Annotated in this window: 22 protein-coding genes and 1 pseudogene; 2 read left to right on the top strand and 21 right to left on the bottom strand. The window is 55.9% G+C overall.

Annotated elements, in window-relative coordinates; translation table 11 throughout:
• Positions 1–87: 87 nt before the first annotated feature.
• The 7 genes and pseudogenes from AC3IUE_RS01510 to AC3IUE_RS01480 form a co-directional block, all read right to left on the bottom strand.
• Complete coding sequence (locus AC3IUE_RS01510; RefSeq protein ID WP_489265169.1) at positions 88–696, bottom strand: SLATT domain-containing protein; 609 nt, start codon at positions 694–696, stop codon at positions 88–90.
• A gap of 6 nt (positions 697–702) precedes the next feature.
• Entirely contained in the window at positions 703–1,992 is a 1,290-nt protein-coding gene (locus tag AC3IUE_RS01505) for an SMODS domain-containing nucleotidyltransferase (RefSeq protein ID WP_489265168.1), read from the bottom strand.
• 523 nt (positions 1,993–2,515) lie between these two features.
• Positions 2,516–3,157: a BRCT domain-containing protein gene (locus tag AC3IUE_RS01500; RefSeq protein WP_056745514.1), complete on the bottom strand. Its 642-nt coding sequence runs from the start codon at positions 3,155–3,157 to the stop codon at positions 2,516–2,518.
• Positions 3,158–3,372: 215 nt separating this feature from the next.
• On the bottom strand, positions 3,373–3,627 hold the full coding sequence (locus AC3IUE_RS01495; RefSeq protein WP_330219789.1) for a pirin family protein: 255 nt from the start codon (positions 3,625–3,627) through the stop codon (positions 3,373–3,375).
• A 19-nt stretch (positions 3,628–3,646) separates the two neighbouring features.
• A pseudogene (locus AC3IUE_RS01490) lies at positions 3,647–3,913 on the bottom strand (DoxX family protein); the annotation flags it as partial.
• A 136-nt stretch (positions 3,914–4,049) separates the two neighbouring features.
• Positions 4,050–4,919 (bottom strand): NmrA/HSCARG family protein, encoded by an 870-nt coding sequence (locus tag AC3IUE_RS01485; RefSeq protein ID WP_461999092.1) that lies wholly within the window; start codon positions 4,917–4,919, stop codon positions 4,050–4,052.
• 34 nt (positions 4,920–4,953) lie between these two features.
• Positions 4,954–5,889: an NADP-dependent oxidoreductase gene (locus AC3IUE_RS01480; RefSeq protein ID WP_489265165.1), complete on the bottom strand. Its 936-nt coding sequence runs from the start codon at positions 5,887–5,889 to the stop codon at positions 4,954–4,956.
• A 102-nt stretch (positions 5,890–5,991) separates the two neighbouring features.
• Between AC3IUE_RS01480 and AC3IUE_RS01475 the strand changes: the two genes are divergently transcribed.
• Positions 5,992–6,867, top strand: a complete 876-nt coding sequence (locus AC3IUE_RS01475) for a LysR family transcriptional regulator (RefSeq protein ID WP_056745793.1) — start codon at positions 5,992–5,994, stop codon at positions 6,865–6,867.
• A 422-nt stretch (positions 6,868–7,289) separates the two neighbouring features.
• Here the strand turns inward: AC3IUE_RS01475 and AC3IUE_RS01470 are convergent, their stop codons facing one another.
• The 5 genes from AC3IUE_RS01470 to AC3IUE_RS01450 form a co-directional block, all read right to left on the bottom strand.
• A complete protein-coding gene (locus tag AC3IUE_RS01470) occupies positions 7,290–8,132 on the bottom strand; it encodes an oxidoreductase (protein ID WP_489265163.1) in 843 nt (280 codons plus the stop codon).
• Positions 8,133–8,194: 62 nt separating this feature from the next.
• Positions 8,195–8,905 (bottom strand): SDR family NAD(P)-dependent oxidoreductase, encoded by a 711-nt coding sequence (locus AC3IUE_RS01465; RefSeq protein WP_489265161.1) that lies wholly within the window; start codon positions 8,903–8,905, stop codon positions 8,195–8,197.
• Positions 8,906–8,948: 43 nt separating this feature from the next.
• The gene (locus AC3IUE_RS01460) at positions 8,949–9,605 is read right to left on the bottom strand and encodes a DsbA family oxidoreductase (RefSeq protein ID WP_489265158.1); all 657 of its coding nucleotides are present in this window, start codon (positions 9,603–9,605) and stop codon (positions 8,949–8,951) included.
• The gene (locus AC3IUE_RS01455; protein WP_056745525.1) at positions 9,602–9,823 is read right to left on the bottom strand and encodes a tautomerase family protein; all 222 of its coding nucleotides are present in this window, start codon (positions 9,821–9,823) and stop codon (positions 9,602–9,604) included. The genes AC3IUE_RS01460 and AC3IUE_RS01455 overlap by 4 nt, the downstream gene beginning before the upstream one ends.
• A 661-nt stretch (positions 9,824–10,484) precedes the next feature.
• A complete protein-coding gene (locus tag AC3IUE_RS01450) occupies positions 10,485–11,042 on the bottom strand; it encodes a Panacea domain-containing protein (RefSeq protein ID WP_489265156.1) in 558 nt (185 codons plus the stop codon).
• Between the two features lie 703 nt (positions 11,043–11,745).
• On the opposite strand from AC3IUE_RS01450, the gene AC3IUE_RS01445 reads away from it, so the two are divergent.
• On the top strand, positions 11,746–12,039 hold the full coding sequence (locus AC3IUE_RS01445; protein ID WP_489265154.1) for a DUF3077 domain-containing protein: 294 nt from the start codon (positions 11,746–11,748) through the stop codon (positions 12,037–12,039).
• Between the two features lie 55 nt (positions 12,040–12,094).
• On the opposite strand, the gene AC3IUE_RS01440 is transcribed toward AC3IUE_RS01445, so the two are convergent.
• From AC3IUE_RS01440 to AC3IUE_RS01400, 9 genes are all read right to left on the bottom strand, one after another.
• Positions 12,095–12,772 carry an RES family NAD+ phosphorylase gene (locus tag AC3IUE_RS01440; protein ID WP_462000470.1) on the bottom strand — a complete coding sequence of 226 codons (678 nt, stop codon included), beginning with the start codon at positions 12,770–12,772 and terminating at the stop codon, positions 12,095–12,097.
• Positions 12,772–13,182 (bottom strand): MbcA/ParS/Xre antitoxin family protein, encoded by a 411-nt coding sequence (locus AC3IUE_RS01435; RefSeq protein ID WP_489265151.1) that lies wholly within the window; start codon positions 13,180–13,182, stop codon positions 12,772–12,774. Before AC3IUE_RS01435 ends, AC3IUE_RS01440 begins: the two co-directional genes overlap by 1 nt.
• Positions 13,183–13,269: 87 nt before the next feature.
• Positions 13,270–14,049 carry a DeoR/GlpR family DNA-binding transcription regulator gene (locus AC3IUE_RS01430; protein ID WP_489265149.1) on the bottom strand — a complete coding sequence of 260 codons (780 nt, stop codon included), beginning with the start codon at positions 14,047–14,049 and terminating at the stop codon, positions 13,270–13,272.
• 55 nt (positions 14,050–14,104) lie between these two features.
• The gene (pdxA, locus tag AC3IUE_RS01425; protein WP_056745537.1) at positions 14,105–15,106 is read right to left on the bottom strand and encodes a 4-hydroxythreonine-4-phosphate dehydrogenase PdxA; all 1,002 of its coding nucleotides are present in this window, start codon (positions 15,104–15,106) and stop codon (positions 14,105–14,107) included.
• A gap of 5 nt (positions 15,107–15,111) precedes the next feature.
• A complete protein-coding gene (locus AC3IUE_RS01420; protein WP_489265147.1) occupies positions 15,112–16,392 on the bottom strand; it encodes a four-carbon acid sugar kinase family protein in 1,281 nt (426 codons plus the stop codon).
• Positions 16,389–17,402, bottom strand: a complete 1,014-nt coding sequence (locus AC3IUE_RS01415; protein WP_056745540.1) for a 2-keto-3-deoxygluconate permease — start codon at positions 17,400–17,402, stop codon at positions 16,389–16,391. Before AC3IUE_RS01415 ends, AC3IUE_RS01420 begins: the two co-directional genes overlap by 4 nt.
• Positions 17,403–17,809: 407 nt before the next feature.
• On the bottom strand, positions 17,810–18,097 hold the full coding sequence (locus tag AC3IUE_RS01410; protein WP_489265145.1) for a type II toxin-antitoxin system RelB/DinJ family antitoxin: 288 nt from the start codon (positions 18,095–18,097) through the stop codon (positions 17,810–17,812).
• A gap of 222 nt (positions 18,098–18,319) precedes the next feature.
• On the bottom strand, positions 18,320–19,603 hold the full coding sequence (locus tag AC3IUE_RS01405; protein WP_489265143.1) for an OprD family porin: 1,284 nt from the start codon (positions 19,601–19,603) through the stop codon (positions 18,320–18,322).
• 252 nt (positions 19,604–19,855) lie between these two features.
• On the bottom strand, positions 19,856–20,527 hold the full coding sequence (locus AC3IUE_RS01400; protein ID WP_489265141.1) for a DsbA family protein: 672 nt from the start codon (positions 20,525–20,527) through the stop codon (positions 19,856–19,858).
• Between the last annotated feature and the right edge of the window lie 51 nt (positions 20,528–20,578).

Here is a 20,578-nt window from a genome sequence, read left to right as displayed (position 1 = left end):
CTCTCGAGATCTAAGTCGTTTTTTATCACTGAAAATAACGCCTGCACTCGCAAAACCAGCAGAAACCACGATAGATATTTAAGTTGCCTACGCACCAAGTTTCAGACGAAGCAAAAGCAGATTTGATCTAAATATCACAACCAATAAAATCACTATTACCACCATACACCAAAACATAAATGACAGTGGTATTTTATCCCTCAACAACCGAAAATGCTTTTTCTCATCCACCCAATCTATCTGATATTGCCAGAAGAATTTGTAATGAGCATACCAGTCACTAAACAAAATCTGTTTGCTAATGGCGGCATTATAATATTCGTCTTTCAACACTGAAAGCCTTTCGCGGTAAGGCATAAGAGGTTCATCCGCTAGCCCTTCAACTTCTCTGTACAAGTCCCTTAAAGACTCGTATATACGAGTCAGCTTTACCGCCGTGACTTCATAATCTTTTTTCTTGTGATCATAGAATGAAATGTATAAGCCAATAACACCTAATACTAGCAGTGACGCTGAAGGGATTTTTGTCCCTAACTCATCCCAAACCAATGCAAAGATACCAATAGCCATCGAGAAAAAGCTGATAAGTCCTGGAACCTTGTCTACTATGTCGAATGTTGCCCAATGCTTTCTTCCACCGAAACCAACATTATACCCGGTGTCGGCGACTATTTTTAATAGAGCATCCTTATTCATATTTGCTCACTCAATAGGGACATGAATTCTATCCTTTGCAACGACGACATTATTTTTGACTATGTAGCATTCTACAATGTGATCGCCAGAAAAATTAGTATGTTCCTCTATCTTCTCCAAACCAGAATCTTGGACAACTTGCCCACGAACACAATCTCTGCGTTTAGCTTCATCGCCTCGATTCAAGACTTTCCAATACACATCATAGTCACCCGCCGTGTCATTTTCCACGATATTGAATTTCAAAGACTTTTTCGGGCTTAGCTTAAAACTCCTCATTAGCATATTGCGAAGTGAGTCTGGGCGACACCCATTCTGCGTTACTTCACAGTCGATCCTAAGTTTATTTCGAATATCAACAGAATAACTATTTTCGACAAACTCTTCTGTACGCTTATAATCTTGTTTATAAGTGCTAGCTTCGGCCTTCTCCACAACAACAGCCGAAGGAAATTGGCGCCCATAAATTTTTTGCCATTTCGCATTTTCGGTATCGTTACCGTTATCTTCAATAGCCTTCAAGCATAACTCATAGGCCTTGTTTGCAGACTTTTGAAACTTCTCTTTAACCTTAACACGCTGTCCACTTCCAAGAGCGGCGTAATATTCTTTATCAGGTTGATCTGCCAAAAACTTAAAAAAATCCCTGCTCATCCAATCATAATAGAGATAGCTTTTTTCTTTGTAGTCATCATTCGCTTTGATAAAATTATGAGCGAGGGTATCGATAAGTAACCCACCCATCCCTACACCGTGTTTATTCTTCCAAGCTCTAACCATTTTGCAAAGTCGACGGAGGTTACGATTATAATCTTCATTAACCGTCTTCATGGCATCCATTTCTTCACGAGGCTTTGTAGTTTTCCAGCTTCCTCCATTTCTAGTATCTGGATATAGATAACTTCCATCATCTTGCTTAAATACGGGCTGCACCTCCACATGGAAGTTCGTATACAACACCCTCACCACGGGACTATCTACGAAAATATCAGTCCTTGGATATCGGGCTTTTATAGCATTCTTTGTATCCTGTAACAGTTTAGACTGTCCACCATTTTTATAATCGTCCCACTTTCCAGCGGGCATAATATAGAGCATATCTAAATCGGAAATGCCCTTAATGGCTGTCCATCTACCGTAGGATCCGACCCGAAGGTTATTAGCTGTACTAGAATCGGAATCCCTAAACTCTTTATTTAACGCTAGCGTGATTTCGCCATATCGATCGCTAATCTGTTCATCGTTAGAAACTTTTATATTGTCCAAAAAGCTTTTGAATTTATCTGCAATACTCATTTTTCATCCCTGAATTTAGGTCTTGAGCTGATGCTACTGAAGGGCCACCATCAATGTCTATTTCTTTATGCGCAGACGTGCAAAAGATCTGCATAAAGGCTAATTACTCCCATAACGCACAACTTAACGGTCAAAGGAATCACGCCCACTAGCACTCAGCGAGCCAATTCGGGCTGTTCTGACTATGTATAGGAATGGAGGTCACGAGGACTGCGCTACGAATGACTGTGCCAGGATCGAATGAAGGCTGCGGGTATTTTATGAGGTAGCACCACGAATCATTAATATTAATTTATTTAAAAACAAGTGGTTAGCTTATGCTTCGACTCCTGGTGCCGCACCATACAAAACAAAGCCCTCGTAGAAATACGAGGGCTTTGTTGTTTCTGGAACGTCCACTTTTTGTCCGCACACACTGAAACCCGTGGGAGCGAGCCTGCTCGCGATGAGTCCGCCAAACCCAACGACGATCTACTGACCAAGACAAAGGGCGCCTTTCCAAGGCACCAAAAACGAAGCAACCTCAACCAAACAGCATCCTTTGCCAATGATCCTCACCCACAATGGCAATCGAAGCTCCTGCCTCCCGCAACTCCACTGCCTTCATGATCTTTGTTCCATAAGTACTGTGGCGCCACTGCTCATTACCCACGCTACCGACCACCAGGTAATGCACCTTCTTACTCACACCGCCCCCAATCAAACCACCTCGTTCTTCGACCAGCGCCTGACAATCCTTACGCGGCCCAAAGGCCATGACACCCGTAAATACAAACATCCGGCCATCCCACACCAAATCAGGGGCCGGTAAATTGAAGGGAAGGTCCGTAGGAGCAACGGCAACAGCACCGCCGACCTTCGCTCCCTCAATGCCCACTCCAGAAAAACCACGCAGAATGTTAAGCAGCTCCAGGGACTCATCCTTGTCTAGAGCATTGTCCTGAAGCATGCACGCCAAACGCGAATACAGCAGATTGATCACCGGATCGTTCAGATGCGCGAGATTGTTTTCCAACCATTGCTTTAGAAAAACCGCTTCCGTGACGTTCACAACACCATCGGCCGTAATACCAGCGGCCAACCCGACCAAGGCATCGGCGGCGCGTCGATCGATTCGGGCGCGGTTGAAGAATTTGCTGCTCTCAAACTCGTGGTGTAGGTCCATTACGGGTTTTCCCTGAGGTGGTTACTAGCTCGATACCGAAGCATTAGCAAGTAGATGTTGTGTTCAACGCTAGCACCACTGCGCGCAGACACCCCATTTTTAATCAGGAAAATAGATCCGTCCCCTTTCCTGCTTTGCCATGCCAGATACCTCCGCCGGCACGCATCCATTCGACACCACCGTAACCGATCGTCCCTTCCCCATTATCCGAATCGTTAGCGCACACGGCCTTCTGTAAAAACCGTCACGGTGGCTATGCCCGAATGGGGATGCAAAGGCATGCTCTCCATCGCATGGATAGCATCTCCACTGACGTCAAAGATGTCGAGGAACACGAAGGACTTGAGAGTCTGACCCAGATCAGAAGGACTCATCAGGCGTGTAATAGGCCCATGACCTACCGTTCCTCGCGTGTACTGTGCAATACGCCGGAACAGACTCGTATCAAGGTTGGTTGAGGAGGTGGTCATGGTTTCGATTCCCGTAAAGTCAGGCTTGCATTGGACGGATGAGGTTCAAGATGCCGACGCGGTGGAGCCAGGCGATACTCGCCGTGATCAGCAGCAGCGCGATTGCCGGTACGGGGCTACCGCCAATAACGGACAGATGGGTGAAAATAGCAAAGCACATGGTGATCGCGAGCAGCAGACCGCCCAGTCCGGCGGTGACGGGTATCAGTAGGGCGATAGCACCCGTTACTTCGACCAGTCCCGTCACGGTCCGGAACCACTGCCCCAAGCCAATATGTTCGAAGAACTCGACCTCATTGGCACGCGGAAGCTTGGTTGCTCATAGTAGTGTTCTCATTAGAGGGGTCAGAGCCGAACGAGGACAGAGTTAGTATGGGGGACAGCGCACTGGCCAAAAATAAATCCCCCCTTGCCCTGACTGTTTAAACCCCGGCAATGGCTTCGCGCACGAAGTCTTCATAGGTGCGCAGCGGGTGCCCAATGATGGCCTCTAGCCGGTCCACTGTTCCGTCAGCCGCTTGCATGCCGAACTTCTGGATACCTGCCATCATCAGGCGCATGTCATAAGCCAACCAGGTGGGACCGTACGAAGCTAGTTGTCCTTCGAAGGCCGCTACATCGTCACCACCGTAGGCAATGTCGCGACCCAGGGCGGAGCTCCAGATCTTCGCCACGGACGCACCGGTAAGTACCTGCGGGCCGACCAACTCCAGCGTTACACGATCAAGAGCTGAAGATGCCTTGTCGCGTCGCAGCAGCTCTGCCACGGCGACATCAGCAATATCGCGCGCATCAATCATCGAGACGCCCGCCGCGCCGATTGGCATCGGGTATACCGAGTAGTTCTGAATCGTCTGCTGGACCATGCGTTCGTTTTGCATGAAGTAAGCCGGACGCAGAATGGTTGCGGGGATGTCGAGGCTTTCGATCATGCGTTCAACCGTATGTTTGCCGGTGAAGTGCGGAACATTGGTGAACTTGTCAGCATGAATCACCGACAGGTAAACGATACGCTCGATACCAGCCTCCTGAGCGAGGTTCAGCGTGATGAGGGCTTGCGTCACCTCATCGGGCGTAACGGCGTTGAGCAGGAACAGCGTCCGCACCGACGACAGCGCGACGCGCATCGACGGTACATCGGTGAGGTCTGCGACAACTTCAGTGACGCCAGCCGGGAAGTCCCGCTTACCAGGTTGGCGCACTAGGGCTTTGACCTCGGCGCCCGCGTTGGCAAGGCCCTGAGTGATGAGTGAACCAATGGTACCCGTGGCGCCAATAACGAGAATGCTCATGTTTGAATCTCCTACAGTGGATATTTTGGGTGGATCAGCGAGAGAAGTCCGCAACGACCTTGCCAGTCCGTGAAGCGCTGCGATTACGTTCGATGGCCTCAGGGATGTCGGTGAAGCCGACGACCTTGCCGATCCTGGACTGCAGCGTGCCGCTGGCGATTTCCTGGGCCAGCGTCTCCAGCAATTCGGGGTCGGGCTTGTTCATGAACCAGAGGCCTCGGCGATTCGCCGGCGTGCGCGCCAAGATGTCGGGTGATGACGTGCCGACAATGACGCCGTTTTCCGCCAACACCTGCCACGAGCGATCCAGTACCTCACCCCCGACGTAGTCGAGCACCAGGTCAATGTCCTGGATGACGTCCTCGAAACGTTGGGATTGATAGTCGATGACATGATCCGCGCCAAGGCTGCGCACATAATCCAGGTCAGCAGTGCCCGCAGTTGCGAATACCTCGGCGGCGGACCGCTTGGCGTACTGCACGGCATAGGCGCCCAGCCCACCGGCAGCGCCGTGAATAAGGATTCGCTGGCCTGGATGAATCGGACCCGCATGATGGAGGCTCTTCCAGGCCGCCACGGCTGCGACGGGTACAGCGGCAGCATGGATGTCATCAAGATTTGATGGCGTAAGGGAGAGGCTCGCTTCACTGACGGTCACGAATTCAGCGTACGCGCCCAGCCCACCCACCGCGCCCATGACCCGATCGCCAACACGAAAGCGAGAGGCGCCGGGACCGACAGCCTCGACAACCCCCGCCATTTCGGCGCCCAGCACTATTGGCAATGGAAGCGGGAAAGCATTTCGCACATGGCCTTCGCGAACCTTCCAATCGATGCCGTTCACGCCAGCGGCTCGAACTCGAACCAGAACCTGGCCGTGCCCTGGTTCCTGCTTTTCGATCTCGGCCACTTCCGCGGCGTCAGCGCCGCCGTATGCCTGGACCAGTACAGCGCGTTGCATGGTGTTCATTGCAGTTCCTCGTATCGAGTTCCGATGACGAGAAGATAGGCTGTTGCGCAGGTAAAGCGGAGACACCAAAATGCAGACACTTCGTTTCAAAAGTGGAACACCATGAACCTGAACGCTCTGATCGATTTCACGCTCGTCGCGACGAATGAGGGGCTCGGAAAGGCGAGCCGTGCGAGCGGCATATCCAAAGCAACCTTATCGCGCCGAATCTCCGACCTTGAGGAGCAACTGGGCGTGAGGCTGATCGAGCGCAGCGCTCGCGGCCTGAAGCTCACCGAAGCCGGCGAAATGCTGATGGCTCGAACAGAAGGTCCGTTGGGCGAGGTGGCTGAAGCCATGACGGCGGCCCGTGAGGGCGTTTCGACGCCGCGCGGACGCTTGCGTGTCGCTGCCCCAGTCCTGTTCTCCCAGCTTGCAATGGGCCGCATTGGCGCCGAATTTTGTGCCGCCTACCCGGAGGTCGAAATCGAAGTCGTGGCGGAGGATCGCCTGGTCGACCTGGTCGAGGAACACTATGACGTCGCCATTCGGATCAACCCGAGCCCCGACAGCAGTTTGGTCGGCCGCTGCTTCGCCAAGGACCGGTTGGTTGTAGTGGCGGCGCCTGAAGTACCTAAGCCAATGACCGGCGCGATCAGACCAGTTCCTAGCATCGTGGCTTTGAATTTCCAGCCCACTCACTGGAAACTCGATGGAGGACACTTGGTTCTGGAGCCGATTCCAAAGCTGCGGTTCTCTTCGTTACTGATGATCCGCGATGCTGCTATTGCTGGCGGTGGTGCAGCCCTCATTCCACAGTCCATTGCATGGAACCAGCTTGCCCGTGGCGAGTTGGTCCAGTGGGGCACGGTATCGGGTGTAGAACCCGAGCTCTGGGTCTTGCACACGTCCAGGCGTCTGGCTGCTCCGAAGGTTCGCGCATTTGTCGATTTCATGTGCGCTAAATACCCGGACTTGTCTCTGGTCCTAAAGGGATAGAGGACCGTTCACCAGTCTCAGGTATTGATTCGAACGTCCGGTTATGGCCGCCTACTGCCTATCGCCACGGGCAGCTTTTGGCGGATTCCTGCCTATTCTCTACGGATGGGATGATCGAGAACGTTCGAATTCAGGAGGTTTACCATTCCGTATGCGGCTCTTAATTACTTGCAGACCGATAACGTGCTGACATCTAAAAAATCCCGAGTTCGATTCCACACAACGCCATAACTAGCTGATTTATTTATAGTTACTAGTTGGTGTACGCCGAATTTTCCAACGAACTCCAGGCGCCCGAGAAACCTAGTCTCGCCGAAACATACCGTTCGTCTGGTGCCGCACCATACAAAACAAAGCCCTCGTAGAAATACAAGGGCTTTGTTGTTTCTGGGGTTTGAGTTTCTATGCCCCGAGGGTTTCGATCAGTCGAACTCAGTCGATTCCGAAAGGTGCTCCCAAGCGTCGATTTCCGCCTGAAGGTGCACAATCTTCTCCCGCACCAGCCTCACTGCATCCTTACCCAGTAACAGATGAACCGGCGGCTTTTCAGCAGCCACCAAGGTCAACAATGCCTGCGCCGCCTTGTGCGGATCGCCGGCCTGCTTGCCACTCTTTTCTTCACGCGCCTTGCGGACCGGATCGAACACCGCGTCGTACTCACCCAACGTGCGACCCGAACGGATCATCGAGCGGCCTGCCCATTCGGTACGAAACGAGCCCGGCGCCAAAGCGGTCACGTGGATGCCCAGACTTTCCACCTCTTTGGCCAGCGCTTCACTCACGCCTTCGAGGGCGAATTTGCTGCCGCTGTAGTAGGCGATGCCCGGCAACGTGATGAAGCCGGCCATGGAGGTGATGTTGACGATATGCCCGCTGCGCCGCTCACGCATACCGGGCAGAACCGCCTTGATCATTGCCACCGCGCCAAACACATTAACGTCGAACTGGCGCTGCATCTCCGTCAGAGGCGACTCCTCTGGAATGCCCTCATGACCATAACCGGCGTTGTTCACCAACACATCGATCTGGCCGACCTCGCGCAGAATATCGGCCACCAGCGGCTCGATCGCCGGAAAATCGGTGACATCGAGCACGAACGCTTTGGCGCGATGGGCGTCCAGCGCTTCGAACGCAGCACGCTCGGATTCGCGCCGCACCGTCCCCACCACCGTGTGTCCCGCCGCCAGCGCTGCTTGCGAAAAAGCCAGGCCGAAACCTGAACTGACCCCGGTGATCAGGAAAACCTTGTGAACGTGGGCATTCATTGTGTGCTCTCCAATGAAAACGCCGTCGACATTGATCGACGGCGCTTCGGACAAGTCAGGTCTTAGTGACCGGCACTCTGACCACCATCAACGTGCAGGATTTCACCCGTGACAAAGTTGGCGCTGTCCAGATACACAACCGCCTGAGCAATGTCGCTGATCTCGCCCATGTGCCCGACCGGGTGCAGATTGCCCAGCGCTTCATGGGTTTCCTCGCCATGCATCGGCGTCTTGATGATGCCGGGGCTGACCGCGTTCACCCGAATACCTCGTTTGGCGTATTCGATGGCCAGGGATTTGGTCGCCGCATTCAGGCCACCTTTGGTCAACGACGCCAGTACCGATGGCACGCCGTCAATGGCGTGGTCCACCAGGCTGGTGGTGATACTGACGACGTGGCCGCTGCCTTGTTTTTCCATCTCGGTGATCGCGAGTTGGGTGATGTAGAAGAAACCATTCAGGTTCACCGACAACACGGCGGCGTAGTCTTCCGGGGTGTAAGCGGTGAACGGCTTGGCAACGAAGATCCCGGCGTTGTTGACCAGGGTGTCGATGCGGCCAAAACGTGCGATGGCTTCGCGGATGACTTGCTGGGCGACTTCCGGGTTGCCGATGTCGCCCGCCACGGTGAGGATGTCCGGGTCGGTAGACGGTTTGATCGAACGCGAAGTGGCGACAACTTTGTAATCCAGATCACGGAACGCCTTGACCATGCCTGCGCCGAGACCTTGGGAAGCGCCAGTAATAACGATGACTTTTTTCGAATTGCTCATGATGAACCTCAACTAATAAATGATGGTTTGAAAAAGTAAGTAATCAGGCTTCGGCGGGGGCCGTCGCCATTTGTCTCAACATCTGTTCGTAGTACTCGACCGACTGCGAACCGGACACCAGGTGACGACCGTTCAGCACCATGGCCGGAACCGAATTGATGCCGCGCTGGCGGTAAAACTCTTCAAGCTCACGCACTTCCTTGGCGAACGCTCCGGACGCCAACACCTCTTGCGCAGCCACCGCACCCAGTCCCGCTTCAGCAGCCAGACCCACCAGCGTCTCGCGATCGCTCGGGTTCTGGCCGTCGGTGAAATAAGCGCGCAGCAGGATCTTCTTCAGTGCGACCTGCCGCCCTTCCTGCATCGCCCACATCAACAACCGGTGAGCATCAAACGTGTTGTAGAAGTGGCTGCGCTTCTCTAGATCGAACTTGAAACCGATGGCCGCGCCACGTTCGATCTGCATCGCCTTGCCGGCGGCGACGTCTTCGGCGGTTCGTCCATACTTGCGCATCAAATGCTCGACCGCTTTTTCGCCGACTGCCGGCATGTCCGGGTTCAACTCGAAGGGCTTGTAGGTCAGCTCCACCGAGACTTCACCCGCCACGTTCTCGATCGCCTGCTCCAGCGCCGTCGCGCCCAACGCGCACCACGGGCACACCACGTCGGAGATGAAATCGATGGAGACCGACGCGGTCATGACTGCCCCTCCGCCTCAGCCAGCTGCTTGCGGTACTGGGTGGTGGTGATGCCGGCGTAGCCCCAGTTATCGGTGTCGACTTCTTCGATCACGATGTGGGTCAGGTGCGGATCCTTTTTGAGGACGCGTTCCAGGGTTTCAGTGATTTCGGCGATCACCTGAGCTTTCTGCTCAGAGGTAACGCCATCGCGGGTGATGCGTACGCTTACGAAAGGCATGAGGAATCTCCAGTGACCTTCCCTTCGGAATGAATGGGTAGGCGTTGGAGTTCAATGTAGGGAGTTAGCTGGAGGGGATAAAGGTGGGGGCGGGAACATCATTAGTTACTTGGTGTAATCAACGTTGCAGGTCGATGCCTACGGCACATTAGGAATACGTGTTCTCGGAATCGAATTCTAGCGATACGCCATTTAGCGCTTGCCACTTATTGTCAAAAAAGCCGCAAGCAAAAAAGCCCTACATTTAAACGTAGGGCTCTCAGTTAAAGACTGTTCTGGCGAAGAAATCTGCTGATCTTTCTTGGTAGATGCCTAGAAATATCAAATCCACCTCGAATTCGCTCGTAAACGTCATCGCTCACAGCAGTGTGCGTAACAATTTCGCCAGCATCCACTTTTAAATCCAGACGGGAAGCATCGAAAACAGCAGCTTCCTTATAAACCACCCAGCTATCCCATCGAACAAAGGGATGACATGCCGTAGTTAAAATGCAGGAAGGATCATGATAAATCCCTGCCTTAACTGACGAAATGTTCACAGCCAAAACACCGTCGTACCCGTACTCATGCGAGTAAATCGGGTCATTCATAACGATGTGGAGGTGGTTGGCTGGTCCGCTGAGTATTAATAGAGTTCCTTTCCGTAAAATATTCCCTGGCATCAGATCAACTCAGAAATAGCCCGTCCTAGACTTTTACGCTCAAACAGATCTCGAGCAAGCGACTCAGCTTGCTGCTCATCTCTGCCTAGCGCCCTGAAAACAGCTCGAGGATTAATCGGGCTAGAAGAGCGGCCAGGATCAACCCATTCTGGCAAATGGTCGTGAGTATAGTTAACCAACTCCCAACGCCTCATTTGGCCGAACTGCTCCCAAACATGATCCATGATTTCGAGATCTGCTTCGGAGAGCTCATCAAGATCATCAAAGTCGATCACATCACGAGTTAAAGAAACCTCGAAACTAGCTTCAGGAGTGACCCAACTGCGCCATACGGGCGATTGAATCTGACCTGTTATAAGGTTGAGAGTCGCAGAAAGGACTGGCCCTTGCGGCATAGATACATGCGAGTCATGCGACATTGGCGCGCTATAGCGATCCATTGACTCACGATCGGCCAAATAAAGCAGCTTCATGAGCTTTATGTAGGCCATGCGTCCACCGCGTCTTTGCAAAAAGTACGCCGCCATTTGGGCTACTTTTTGTTCGCTGAAGATCACGTTTAACCCCTTTCCCAATCCATAGGGACGTTTTTGAAAATGGTGGCGGATTATCACCTTGCCGTTATGTTAGTCAAGCACACAATCCGTAGGTTCCGCCATACGGCGGCTATACCCGTCGATGGCAATGATTTAACTGTATGCATGTACAGTTGAATTTTCAAGCTCGGCCACATGTCTTTACATACTGACTGTGCACCTGCCTCTGCCAAGCTCACTCGTACCTACGCTGAGCATAGCTACTAGCAGACTCATGCGAAATTATGAAAATTATGGCTGGCCAATAATTATTGCCCAGCCATAAAAATCACTAAACCTTCAAACCACGCCACCACCTAGCCACGATTGCGCATCCTTCTCCCTCAAGCTACCTTCAGACCGTCGCTGCCAATTCAGCGACCGGGCCTGAGAACCCGGGTAATATGTAGGCGCACAAGCGCCCCCAAATCACGATTGTCGGCGTTTTTTTGTGCCTGCATTTCCGTGTTATGGCGGCTGTGCGTGGGAGATCTTCGGGTCTGCCGGTTTCCTACATTTCCGGTTCTCAGCCTGCGCACAGCTGTCACCCATTCGCCTGAGAACGAACGTGGCAGCGCTCACTTAATGTAGGAGTTTTGCTAATGCCCGCTTTCGATCCGTCCAAAATTTGCGCCACCGCTCCACCAGTCACCACCCACCACCGCCCAAAAATCGGAGGTGCCCAATGACCAACCCCCAAGACCTGAAAACCATCGGCCTCACCCCTTTCTCCTACCACGACAACCAACCGCTGTTCCGCATCAACGCTGGCGTCCCGGTCATCCAGGCCCTCTCCCACGCCTCCGACCTGCTCCACATCGCCAAACTTCTCGCATCAGACGCCGCCATGGTTCGTGACACCGACCGGCATGCCTGGGCGTCGCATTTTTTGCAGGATATGAGTAAGGCGATCATCGATGACGTAGCGAAGGTGCTCGATGCACCGGGTAACAACAAAGCCAGTAACGTCACGCCATAAACAAATCGCACGTATGAAAGAGCCCCGAATCAATCGGGGCTTTTTAGTTTCCGGCTCACACTTCGCTGACCTCAAACACAAACGAAATCTTCCGACTACTCGCACTCCACACATAACGAATGTGCTTGCCTTGCTTCGGAATAGACACGGCCGGCGGACGAAACGCAGCGACACATTCATGCCCAGGCAGCCGGACGCTGTTGTAAAGCAGCCCCCACGACAAGGTTTCACGCAGTTGCCGGGCAAACGCCTGTGACGGCCCGTAAGCGTCAGGATCCGGGTTGTGCAGCTCTGGGTAGTGTTGGCGAACGTCATGCATCGGTTTAACGACTTTGTTGACGTAGGTGCGCAGGGTCAACTCGATGTCGGGCTCGTTGGTCGCGGCCAGGAAGCGTTCCTGGTGATAGCTCGTTTCGGCGATGGCGGCGGCCTGGCTGCTGGCGGCGTAGTAGACGCCGTAGGTGCCGTCGGTGAAGCGGCTGGTTTTACCGATGTGGGTGAACGCGGCCATGACCGGTGATGAGCCGGGGCCGGAGATTCGGTCTTCGGGCAGCACGCGGGAGAGCACGCCGGCTTCTTGCGCCAACCGGTCGTTGGTCAGGGCTTCCAGGGCGTAGGCGGTTTGCAGGTCTTCGGGGTCGAGCACGTCTTCAAACAGGGTGATCGGGGGGAACGCGCTGTTGATCATCCGGTAAGCACGGTTCCACTCGGGGAGCGCTACTTCCGGGGCCATCAGCCGCGGACGCCATCGAGGTAGCGACGCACGTCAGCGATGTCCACCACCCGGCCGGCCAGCATATAGCTCAACGCGGATTGACCATTGAACGGGGCGGCGGTGTTCGGGCTGCTGACCCATTCGTAGGCGCGGTCGCGGTTGTTGCTGAAGATGATGCTCAGCGCTTTGTGGATGCCCATCAGGTAGGAGATGCGCTCCAGGGTGTCATGCGGGAGACGCACATTGGGCGGCAGGTGTTTGTATTTGTAGAAGGTGGTGTTGCCGACTTTACCCAACAGCGTGCGCTGTTCTTCGGCGGTGCAGCCCCAACGCTCCATCAGGTTGAAAAAGAACTTGAGCGCGACACGGCCGGCTTCCGGGGTGTCGAGTTCTTGGGGAGCCGTGCGGACGGGGGATGAAGTGGCCATTGGAAGGACTCCTTCGGGCAAAGGGATATGCCTTCAGAGTAGTACAGATCCGAACATCTTTTAAATTTTTGTTCGCTTACGGATTTTCTAAGGCTTTTCGACGATCACGGTTTCCACAGTGATTTGCTGAATCGCCCGAAACGGCGCCAGTGCCGCTTCATCGGCCGTAGCACCGGTAATCAACCGCCATTCCCGCTCAATCGGCGTCCAATGCTGTTGCCGCGCACGACCGAGTTTGTCGGTGTCGGCGAGGACAACAATCTGCGCCGCACGCTTGATGATGCATTCCTTCAGATACGCCTGCTGCGCGCTCGCTTCGCACAAACCAAACTCGGCAACCACGCCGTCAGCACCGAGGAAGGCTTTGTCGACACTCAACCGGCTCAACGTCAGCTCGGCCAACGGCCCCAACGTGCTCATGCTCGAACCGCGCAAATCGCCGCCGATCAAGGTCAACCGCACGCCCGGCGCATTGGCCAGGGTCATCACGGCCAGCAGGTTGTTGGTGACCACATGCACGTCTTGTCGCGAGCACAAATGATGGGCCAGCGCGGCGCAGGTGGTGCCGCCGTCGAGCAATACAGTGTCGCCGTCCTGGACGTGAGCTGCGGCCGCCTGGGCGATGGCGTCTTTCTGCTCCCACTGGCTGGTCTTGCGCTCTTCCAGCGAAGCTTCCGGCTCATGCACGCCAACCACCGAGGTGGCGCCACCGTAGGTGCGCACCAGGTGCCGCTGTTTGGCGAGCATGGTCAGGTCGCGCCGCACCGTCGCTTCCGAAACCCCGAGCGCCGCGCTCAATTGCTCGACGTTGGCATCGCCAATACGCACGAGATCGAGGATGGCGCGGTGGCGTTCGGAGGCTTTCATGGCGGGTCTCGTTGTGTGGACGGTGGTCGATCTTACACGACAGCGTCCCTGCGACTCATCCCCGTCGCGTGGCAAGCTCCGCACCCTGGCGCAGCGCTTCAAGCAGGCTGCGTTCATCGGCAATGCCCTTGCCCGCGATATCGAAAGCGGTGCCGTGGTCGACCGACGTACGGATCACGTCCAGGCCGACGGTCACGTTCACGCCCGCTTCAAGTCCCAGCACTTTGACCGGGCCGTGGCCCTGGTCGTGATACATCGCCACCACCAGATCGAAGTCGCCGCGTCCGGCACGGAAGAACAGCGTGTCGGCGGGCAGTGGGCCCGTCACGTCGAGGCCGCGTTCCTGCAACAGCTTCACCGCCGGGATGATTTTTTCTTCCTCTTCGCCATAGCCGAACAAACCGTTTTCGCCGGCATGGGGATTGATCCCGCACACGCCGATACGCGGCTTGGCGATGCCGGCCTTGATCAGCGTCGCGTTGCCGCGCTCGATCGTGCGCTGGACCAGGCCCGGCTCAATCTTGCGGATCGCATCGATGATGCCGATGTGGGTCGTGACGTGAATCACCCGCAGTTGCGGCGCCACCAGCATCATCGACACTTCGTCGACGTTGGTCAGGTGCGCGAGCATTTCGGTATGGCCGGGGTACTTGTGGCCGCCGGCGTGCAGCGCTTCCTTGTTCAACGGCGCGGTGCAAATCGCATCGATTTGTTTGGCCTGCGCCAGCTCGACGGCACGGGCGATGTATTGATAAGCAGCGTCACCGGCAATGGGCGAGAGCTCGCCGAACGGCAGGTCGTCGGGAATCAGGTCGAGGTCGATGCAGTCAATGGTGCCGGCCTCGTACAACGCCTGGGAGGCATCCTCGATGCGGCGCACTTTGGCGCTGCCGCCGACGATGACATTGGCCTGCTCAAGACGACGGGCATCGCCGATCACCAGCGGCCGGCACTGTTGGTAGACGACGTCATGAGTCAGGCTCTTGACGATGATTTCCGGACCGACGCCCGTGGCGTCGCCCATGGTGATGCCGATGATGGGGAGGTAGTTGCTCATAGTGTTCATTCGAGTCCTTGGATTCGTGTGCGTTTGGGCGGGGAGCGATCGGCGCTGTCGCTCAGGTGTTGCCATGCCGCGTACAACGCGTGATCGCTGCCGAACGCGCCCGCCTTGGTAACAATTGCGGGACGATGGCCCTGCCGGGAAACGGTCGGTCGCGCGAAGGCGACGCCGGCTTCGATTTCCGTCAGCAATTGCAGGCTGTCGATCCCGACAGTGGTCAATATGGCCCGCGCCGTCTCGCCGCCCGTGGCGATCAGGCCACCGACCTTGGAGAAATGCGGTTCTACCAGCACGGCCAGCATGGTCGAGAGTTGCGCGCCCTCTTGGGGATCGAACGCCTCATCGCGTCCGATGCGCAGCAACAGGTCGCTCCAGCCGTCGAGTTGCTCGCCGATGCGCGCCTGCCAGATCGCCCAATCGCCATGGGTTGTGCCTTGGCGAAGGACCTCAGGCGGAACGACCAATTCGCTGACCCCACCGCGCTCTTTGAGCAGCGCGCACTGGCGTTCGCAGACGCCGGAGAGGCTGCCGACGAGTATCAGAATGGGTGCCTGACTTTTTTCGACGGCATCGGGTTCGATGGCCGCGTCGCGTACTTCGGAGAAATCAGGAAGGCTGGCTATTTCCCGCGCAAGGCCACCCGAACCGATCCAGAACAGTGGCTGGTCCATCGACGCAGTCAGGCGAGCGAGGGTTAGCAAGTCGTCTTCGGTTTGCGCGTCGACGATCAACGCCTGCGTGCCGCTGCGGGCGACCTCGGCAATGTGCCGGGCGAGCGCGCCTTCATTGCCGCGCAAGGTTTCAAGATCCAGCTTCGCAGTGGTCAGGCCTGCGGTGAGGAGCATCGCTTCGACATCGGCCGGACGGTCGGCGTTTTCCAGTTTCCAGGTATCGGTTGTTTCCAGCGGCTGGCCGTTCACGAACACTCGACCGCCGCGCAACGTACGACCTGTAGCGGGAAACGCCGGGGCCACAATGGCCAGTCCCGCCAACGGTTGCAGAGCAGCGACTTCCGCCGCCCAGTTGCCGCGCAAGGTCGAATCGATTTTCTTGTACAGCCGCTGCCCAGGCTGATGCAGTGCCTTGAACGCGGCGACGGTACGCTCGGCGGCCCGCGCCGGTGAGAGGCGCCGAGTGTCCGTATCGGCGGCAATCACTTGAGCGTCAGCCTTGTCATTCAAGGGGTCGAGCGTGACGACCGTTTGCATTCCCGCGCTCGCAAAGCCGATGGCGCAATCCGCCGCGCCCGACAGATCGTCAGCGATGATCAGCATCCTCATCGCAAGGCCTCCTGCTTTTGAGGTTCAATTTCCGGCTCAGGAATGGCGATGGGGTTGCGCTGCTGCACGCGCTTGGCGACGGCGGCGGTGAGCAGCGGCGCGAGGATCGCGGTCACTACGACGCAGGAAGCCACCAGGATTGTCGCGCTCTTGGCTGCTTCGGCGTACACCGGATTGGCTGCCGCGATCAGCGCAGGTACGGCGGCGGCATTCCCGGCGGTAGTGGCCGCGGCGACACCGGCGACGCCAGTGCCGCCGGTCAAACGATCGGCGAAGAACAGCGGGATCCCGGTCAAAACGACAACCGCAACACCCATGCCGAGCCCCAGCAAACCGGCCTGCCAGACGTTATGCAAGTCCAGACTGGCACCGAGAGCCAGAGCGAAGAACGGGATCATGACGGGAACGGCTTTGGCCAGGAAATCGCGCATGTCACGGTCGAGATTGCCCAACAGCATGCCGAGCGCCAGTGGCAGGATGCTGCCCACCAGCGTCGGCCAGGGGAATGCCGACAGCCCAGCGATACCCAAAGTGACCATCGTCAGAAAAGGACCGGACTCCAACGACATGACCGAGTAGGCGCCGACGTCTTCGGAGCGACCGTACTGCCCCATCAGCGCCATATATAAGCCGCCGTTGGTGTCGTTCATCGCAGCGACCACCGCCAGCGTTGAAATGCCGGCGAAGAGGCCTGACGAAATCGGCTGCTCGCCCAGGAAGTGCCCAAGCACAATACCAATGAGGACGGCGATGCCGACTTTGGTTGCGAGCAACGTGCCGCCCTTCTTGAGCAGGTAAGGCGTGGCTTTGATATTGATGCTCGCGCCCATGCAGACGTAGAACACCGCGAGGATCGGCAGCGCCCCGGTGAACAGTGCATTGGTGAATGAGCCGAAAAACTTGGGCGTGTCGGGCAGGAAGGTTGCCACCAGCGAGCCAATCAGCAGGGGCACGATCATCATGCCGCCCGGTATGCGCTCAATGGTGCGTTTAATAGGAAATTGGGCCACGAGAGTCTCCTTTTATAATTGTTGGGTAAGACGTGCATCACCTCGAAACTGACTGAACCGATCATTTACTGATTGTTTCAGTCAAATTTATCTTAGGCCTTCGGTTTAATTTGCGCAAATCAATCATTCAGATGATCGTTTCGATCATTCGTAGCGGAGAATCCGGGCTGTGCCGTGCGGCTCGAATCGCCAGGTGGCTCAAGCCAGAGCCCTGCAGCGCCCACAAAAAAGCCCCGAACCAGTCGGGGCTTGTGTTGAGAGGCGCTACTTGAACAGTTCGGAATGACTTCCGAGATCAACAAATGTGATCAGATCGGAGCGCGTGTGCTCATAAATCATCAAGAATCTGACGGACTTCATTCATGTCACAGCGTCCGGGCCAATATTTGTGCGCACTGGTGTGCAGCTCAGCGCGCTTTTGCTTTTCTTCCGGTTTCGCCCTCAGCGTCCCTCAGCATGTCGTCTATCGAGTCGAACCGCTGGCGAATATCTCGTGCTTCCGTCATGGCACGGGCCGTCTTCTCCGAAGGGACGCGCACCTCAAACGGGAGGCCCTGAGTGGCTACAACCTGACGAAGAAAAAGACGCATGGCATCACTGATGCTCAGGCCGCAAGCACTCAAGACCTCAGTAGCCTGCGCCTTCAAAACCTCATCAATGCGGCAACGCACTGTAGTTTTCAGCAATATGCCCATGGTAGTAACCAAAATCAGCTGGATTTCTCGCCCAACATTTCAACCGTTTGAGCTCGCGATGAATATCAGCCTGATCCCTTTCCTACTCGAGAACCGTCCCGGTTCAACGCAGGAAATAGCTGAGAGCGTTGAGCTCTAAATCGCACCCACAAAAAAGCCCCGAACCAGTCGGGGCTTTTCCTTTCTCAGCCTTGCATCAGGCCTCGATGGTGCAACCGATCATCAGAAAATGTTGATCGGGTAATCCACGAACACACGCACTTCGTTACCGCTGGAGTTGTACTCACTCGATTTCTGCGAGACACGCAGGATCGAGCTGCGCAGTTTCACGCTCAGGTCTTTGGCCGGGCCGCTTTGCACGACGTACTTGAACTGGTTGAAGATTTCGCGCTCGGTACCGCCTTCGCTGGTGGAGGTGGTGATGTTGTCGCCGCGCACGTAGGCAAAGTTGTAGCTCAGGCCTGGAATTCCGAAGGTGCTGAAGTCGAGGCCGTAGCCCAGCTGCCAGCTGCGTTCGTCTTCGGCGTTGAAGTCGGACCAGTAGGAGTTCGCCAGGTAGATAGTGTTGCCGCCGTCGCCGACGCGACCTTGATCTTTCTGGTAGCCGCCGTAGGCGTAGCCCAGGTTGCTGTCGCCGGTGCTGCGCTGGTGGGCGAGCGTGAACGAGTGCGCGCCGGTGGCGAATGTGGCGGCCAGGCTCCAGATTTTGTTGTCGTCGCCGGTCGCACCGCTTTCGCGGACGTAGGAATCGTCCAGCTTGGTGCGGTAGCCGTTGAAGTCCAGGGTCAGGGACTGATCCTTGTCGATCGGAAACACGTAGTTGGCGTTCACGTATTGCTTCTTCAACACGTCTTCGACGTCGGAGGCGTACAGCGCAGCCTTGAACTGTTCGGTGAACTGGTAACTACCGCCCAACACGTTGATCGACTTCAGGCCGCCGCTGTCATGGCCTTCAGCGCTTTTGCGCGATTCGGCGGTGAAGCGACCGGCGTTCAGCTCCAGACCTTTGATCTCCTTGGAGGTGATCAGGGTGCCGGTGTAGCTTTCCGGCAGCAGACGCCCGTTGTCGTAGCTCAACACCGGCAGGACCGGCATCTGGTCGCCGTAAGTCAGAACGGTGCTGGATAGGCGGAATTTTACCGCGCCACCGGCCTTGGCCAGATCGCCGGCCGGGTTACCGCTGTCGCCTTCCTTAAAGAAGTCGATGCCTTGGCCGCCGCTGTGGCTACCGCGGTCCAGACGCAAGCCGTACAGACCGAAGGCATCAACGCCCACGCCGACGGTACCTTGGGTGAAGCCCGAGGTGTAGGTGCCGATGGCAGCCTGACCCCATTCACGCTGGTCGTCGTTGCCGTCTTTTTTGTCGCGATTGATGTAGGCATTGCGCAGCAGCACTTTGAGGCTGCTGTCTTCAACAAAACCCTTGGATTCTGCCTGGTCGTTAGCCATGACCTGTGTAGCACTCAACATCCCCAGAGCGATCAGGCTGATTCGCTTGTTCAACATGTTGTTCTTTTCCTTATGATCGGTTGATACGCGCTGCGTCGAACGGCTGAAACGGCGCTATCGCACTCTTTTTTCACCCCAAACAAAAAGGCCCGCGCACGAAGAAATCGTGGCGGGCCTTTTTGTTATTTTATGAGTCATGGCGGTTAGCCACAGGCGTGGGGCGAATCCTAGCCGCGCCCTTAACGATGTGTCAATTTCATGAATCATCTGTAAACAGGCGAAAAACGTCTAAGAAATCACTTGTCGACGTCAATCGGCGCAACCGTTCAGGCCACAGGCTTGAAGCTCCGATGATGACGCTTGTGCGGGAAGCGACTGACTCAGCCATGCCGCAAAGGCTTGCGGCTTGCCGAGCCACGGGCTGATATCGATCAGGGTAATTTGGCCGTTGTGTTCCAGGGCGAAGGTCGGGAAACCCTGGCCGCCGACTTCGGCCAGGAATGCTCGACTGTCCTTGATGTGGCGATCGGTTTCAGCTGCTTTGAAAGCAACCTGGAACGCTTTAGGTTCCAGACCGATGTCTTTCGCGAGTTCTAACAACACAGCTTCATCGGCTATGCGTCGACCTTCCTCGTAGTGAGCACTCTGCAAACGCCCCAGCAACTCCAGTCCGCGACCGGCGATCTGGTCGGCTGCCAGCACCGCGGCAATCGGCGGTGCGGAATCGAAAACCGCCGTCTCATCGCGCAGCAACCCTTCGAAATACGCCTCGCCGAACGGCTGACCGGTGTACTCGGCAATGCGCCGGTCATGGGGCATCACGTAGTTGCGCAGTTGTGGCGAGACGGTCTGGCGGTTGGCGCCGGTCATCATGCCGCCGCCGTGGGCGATCACTGGCAACACAGCCTGGGCGGCTTGCACCAGCGGTTTTGCGCCGTAGCACCAGCCGCACAACGGGTCGTAAATGTAATGAAGGATCATGGGAAGACTCCGGCAAAAGCGTAGGAAAACGAGATGCCGGCAGATTAGTCC

The organism is Pseudomonas sp. GL_093, assembly GCF_057837605.1.
Note: the sequence above shows the minus strand (reverse complement) of the source record. Positions and strands in the feature narration are given on the sequence as shown.

Bases quoted from the DNA above. Each gene is read 5' to 3' on its own strand.
- AC3IUE_RS01505 (WP_489265168.1), bottom strand. From the start codon at position 1,992: ATGAGTATTGCAGATAAATTCAAAAGCTTTTTGGACAATATAAAAGTT.
- AC3IUE_RS01410 (WP_489265145.1), bottom strand. From the start codon at position 18,097: ATGGGCATATTGCTGAAAACTACAGTGCGTTGCCGCATTGATGAGGTT.
- AC3IUE_RS01475 (WP_056745793.1), top strand. From the start codon at position 5,992: ATGAACCTGAACGCTCTGATCGATTTCACGCTCGTCGCGACGAATGAG.
- AC3IUE_RS01455 (WP_056745525.1), bottom strand. From the start codon at position 9,823: ATGCCTTTCGTAAGCGTACGCATCACCCGCGATGGCGTTACCTCTGAG.
- AC3IUE_RS01470 (WP_489265163.1), bottom strand. From the start codon at position 8,132: ATGAATGCCCACGTTCACAAGGTTTTCCTGATCACCGGGGTCAGTTCA.
- AC3IUE_RS01465 (WP_489265161.1), bottom strand. From the start codon at position 8,905: ATGAGCAATTCGAAAAAAGTCATCGTTATTACTGGCGCTTCCCAAGGT.
- AC3IUE_RS01480 (WP_489265165.1), bottom strand. From the start codon at position 5,889: ATGAACACCATGCAACGCGCTGTACTGGTCCAGGCATACGGCGGCGCT.
- AC3IUE_RS01440 (WP_462000470.1), bottom strand. From the start codon at position 12,772: ATGGCCCCGGAAGTAGCGCTCCCCGAGTGGAACCGTGCTTACCGGATG.
- AC3IUE_RS01500 (WP_056745514.1), bottom strand. From the start codon at position 3,157: ATGGACCTACACCACGAGTTTGAGAGCAGCAAATTCTTCAACCGCGCC.
- AC3IUE_RS01430 (WP_489265149.1), bottom strand. From the start codon at position 14,049: ATGAAAGCCTCCGAACGCCACCGCGCCATCCTCGATCTCGTGCGTATT.
- AC3IUE_RS01460 (WP_489265158.1), bottom strand. From the start codon at position 9,605: ATGACCGCGTCGGTCTCCATCGATTTCATCTCCGACGTGGTGTGCCCG.
- AC3IUE_RS01510 (WP_489265169.1), bottom strand. From the start codon at position 696: ATGAATAAGGATGCTCTATTAAAAATAGTCGCCGACACCGGGTATAAT.
- AC3IUE_RS01435 (WP_489265151.1), bottom strand. From the start codon at position 13,182: ATGGCCACTTCATCCCCCGTCCGCACGGCTCCCCAAGAACTCGACACC.
- AC3IUE_RS01495 (WP_330219789.1), bottom strand. From the start codon at position 3,627: ATGACCACCTCCTCAACCAACCTTGATACGAGTCTGTTCCGGCGTATT.
- AC3IUE_RS01445 (WP_489265154.1), top strand. From the start codon at position 11,746: ATGACCAACCCCCAAGACCTGAAAACCATCGGCCTCACCCCTTTCTCC.
- AC3IUE_RS01485 (WP_461999092.1), bottom strand. From the start codon at position 4,919: ATGAGCATTCTCGTTATTGGCGCCACGGGTACCATTGGTTCACTCATC.
- AC3IUE_RS01405 (WP_489265143.1), bottom strand. From the start codon at position 19,603: ATGTTGAACAAGCGAATCAGCCTGATCGCTCTGGGGATGTTGAGTGCT.
- AC3IUE_RS01400 (WP_489265141.1), bottom strand. From the start codon at position 20,527: ATGATCCTTCATTACATTTACGACCCGTTGTGCGGCTGGTGCTACGGC.
- AC3IUE_RS01420 (WP_489265147.1), bottom strand. From the start codon at position 16,392: ATGAGGATGCTGATCATCGCTGACGATCTGTCGGGCGCGGCGGATTGC.
- pdxA (WP_056745537.1), bottom strand. From the start codon at position 15,106: ATGAGCAACTACCTCCCCATCATCGGCATCACCATGGGCGACGCCACG.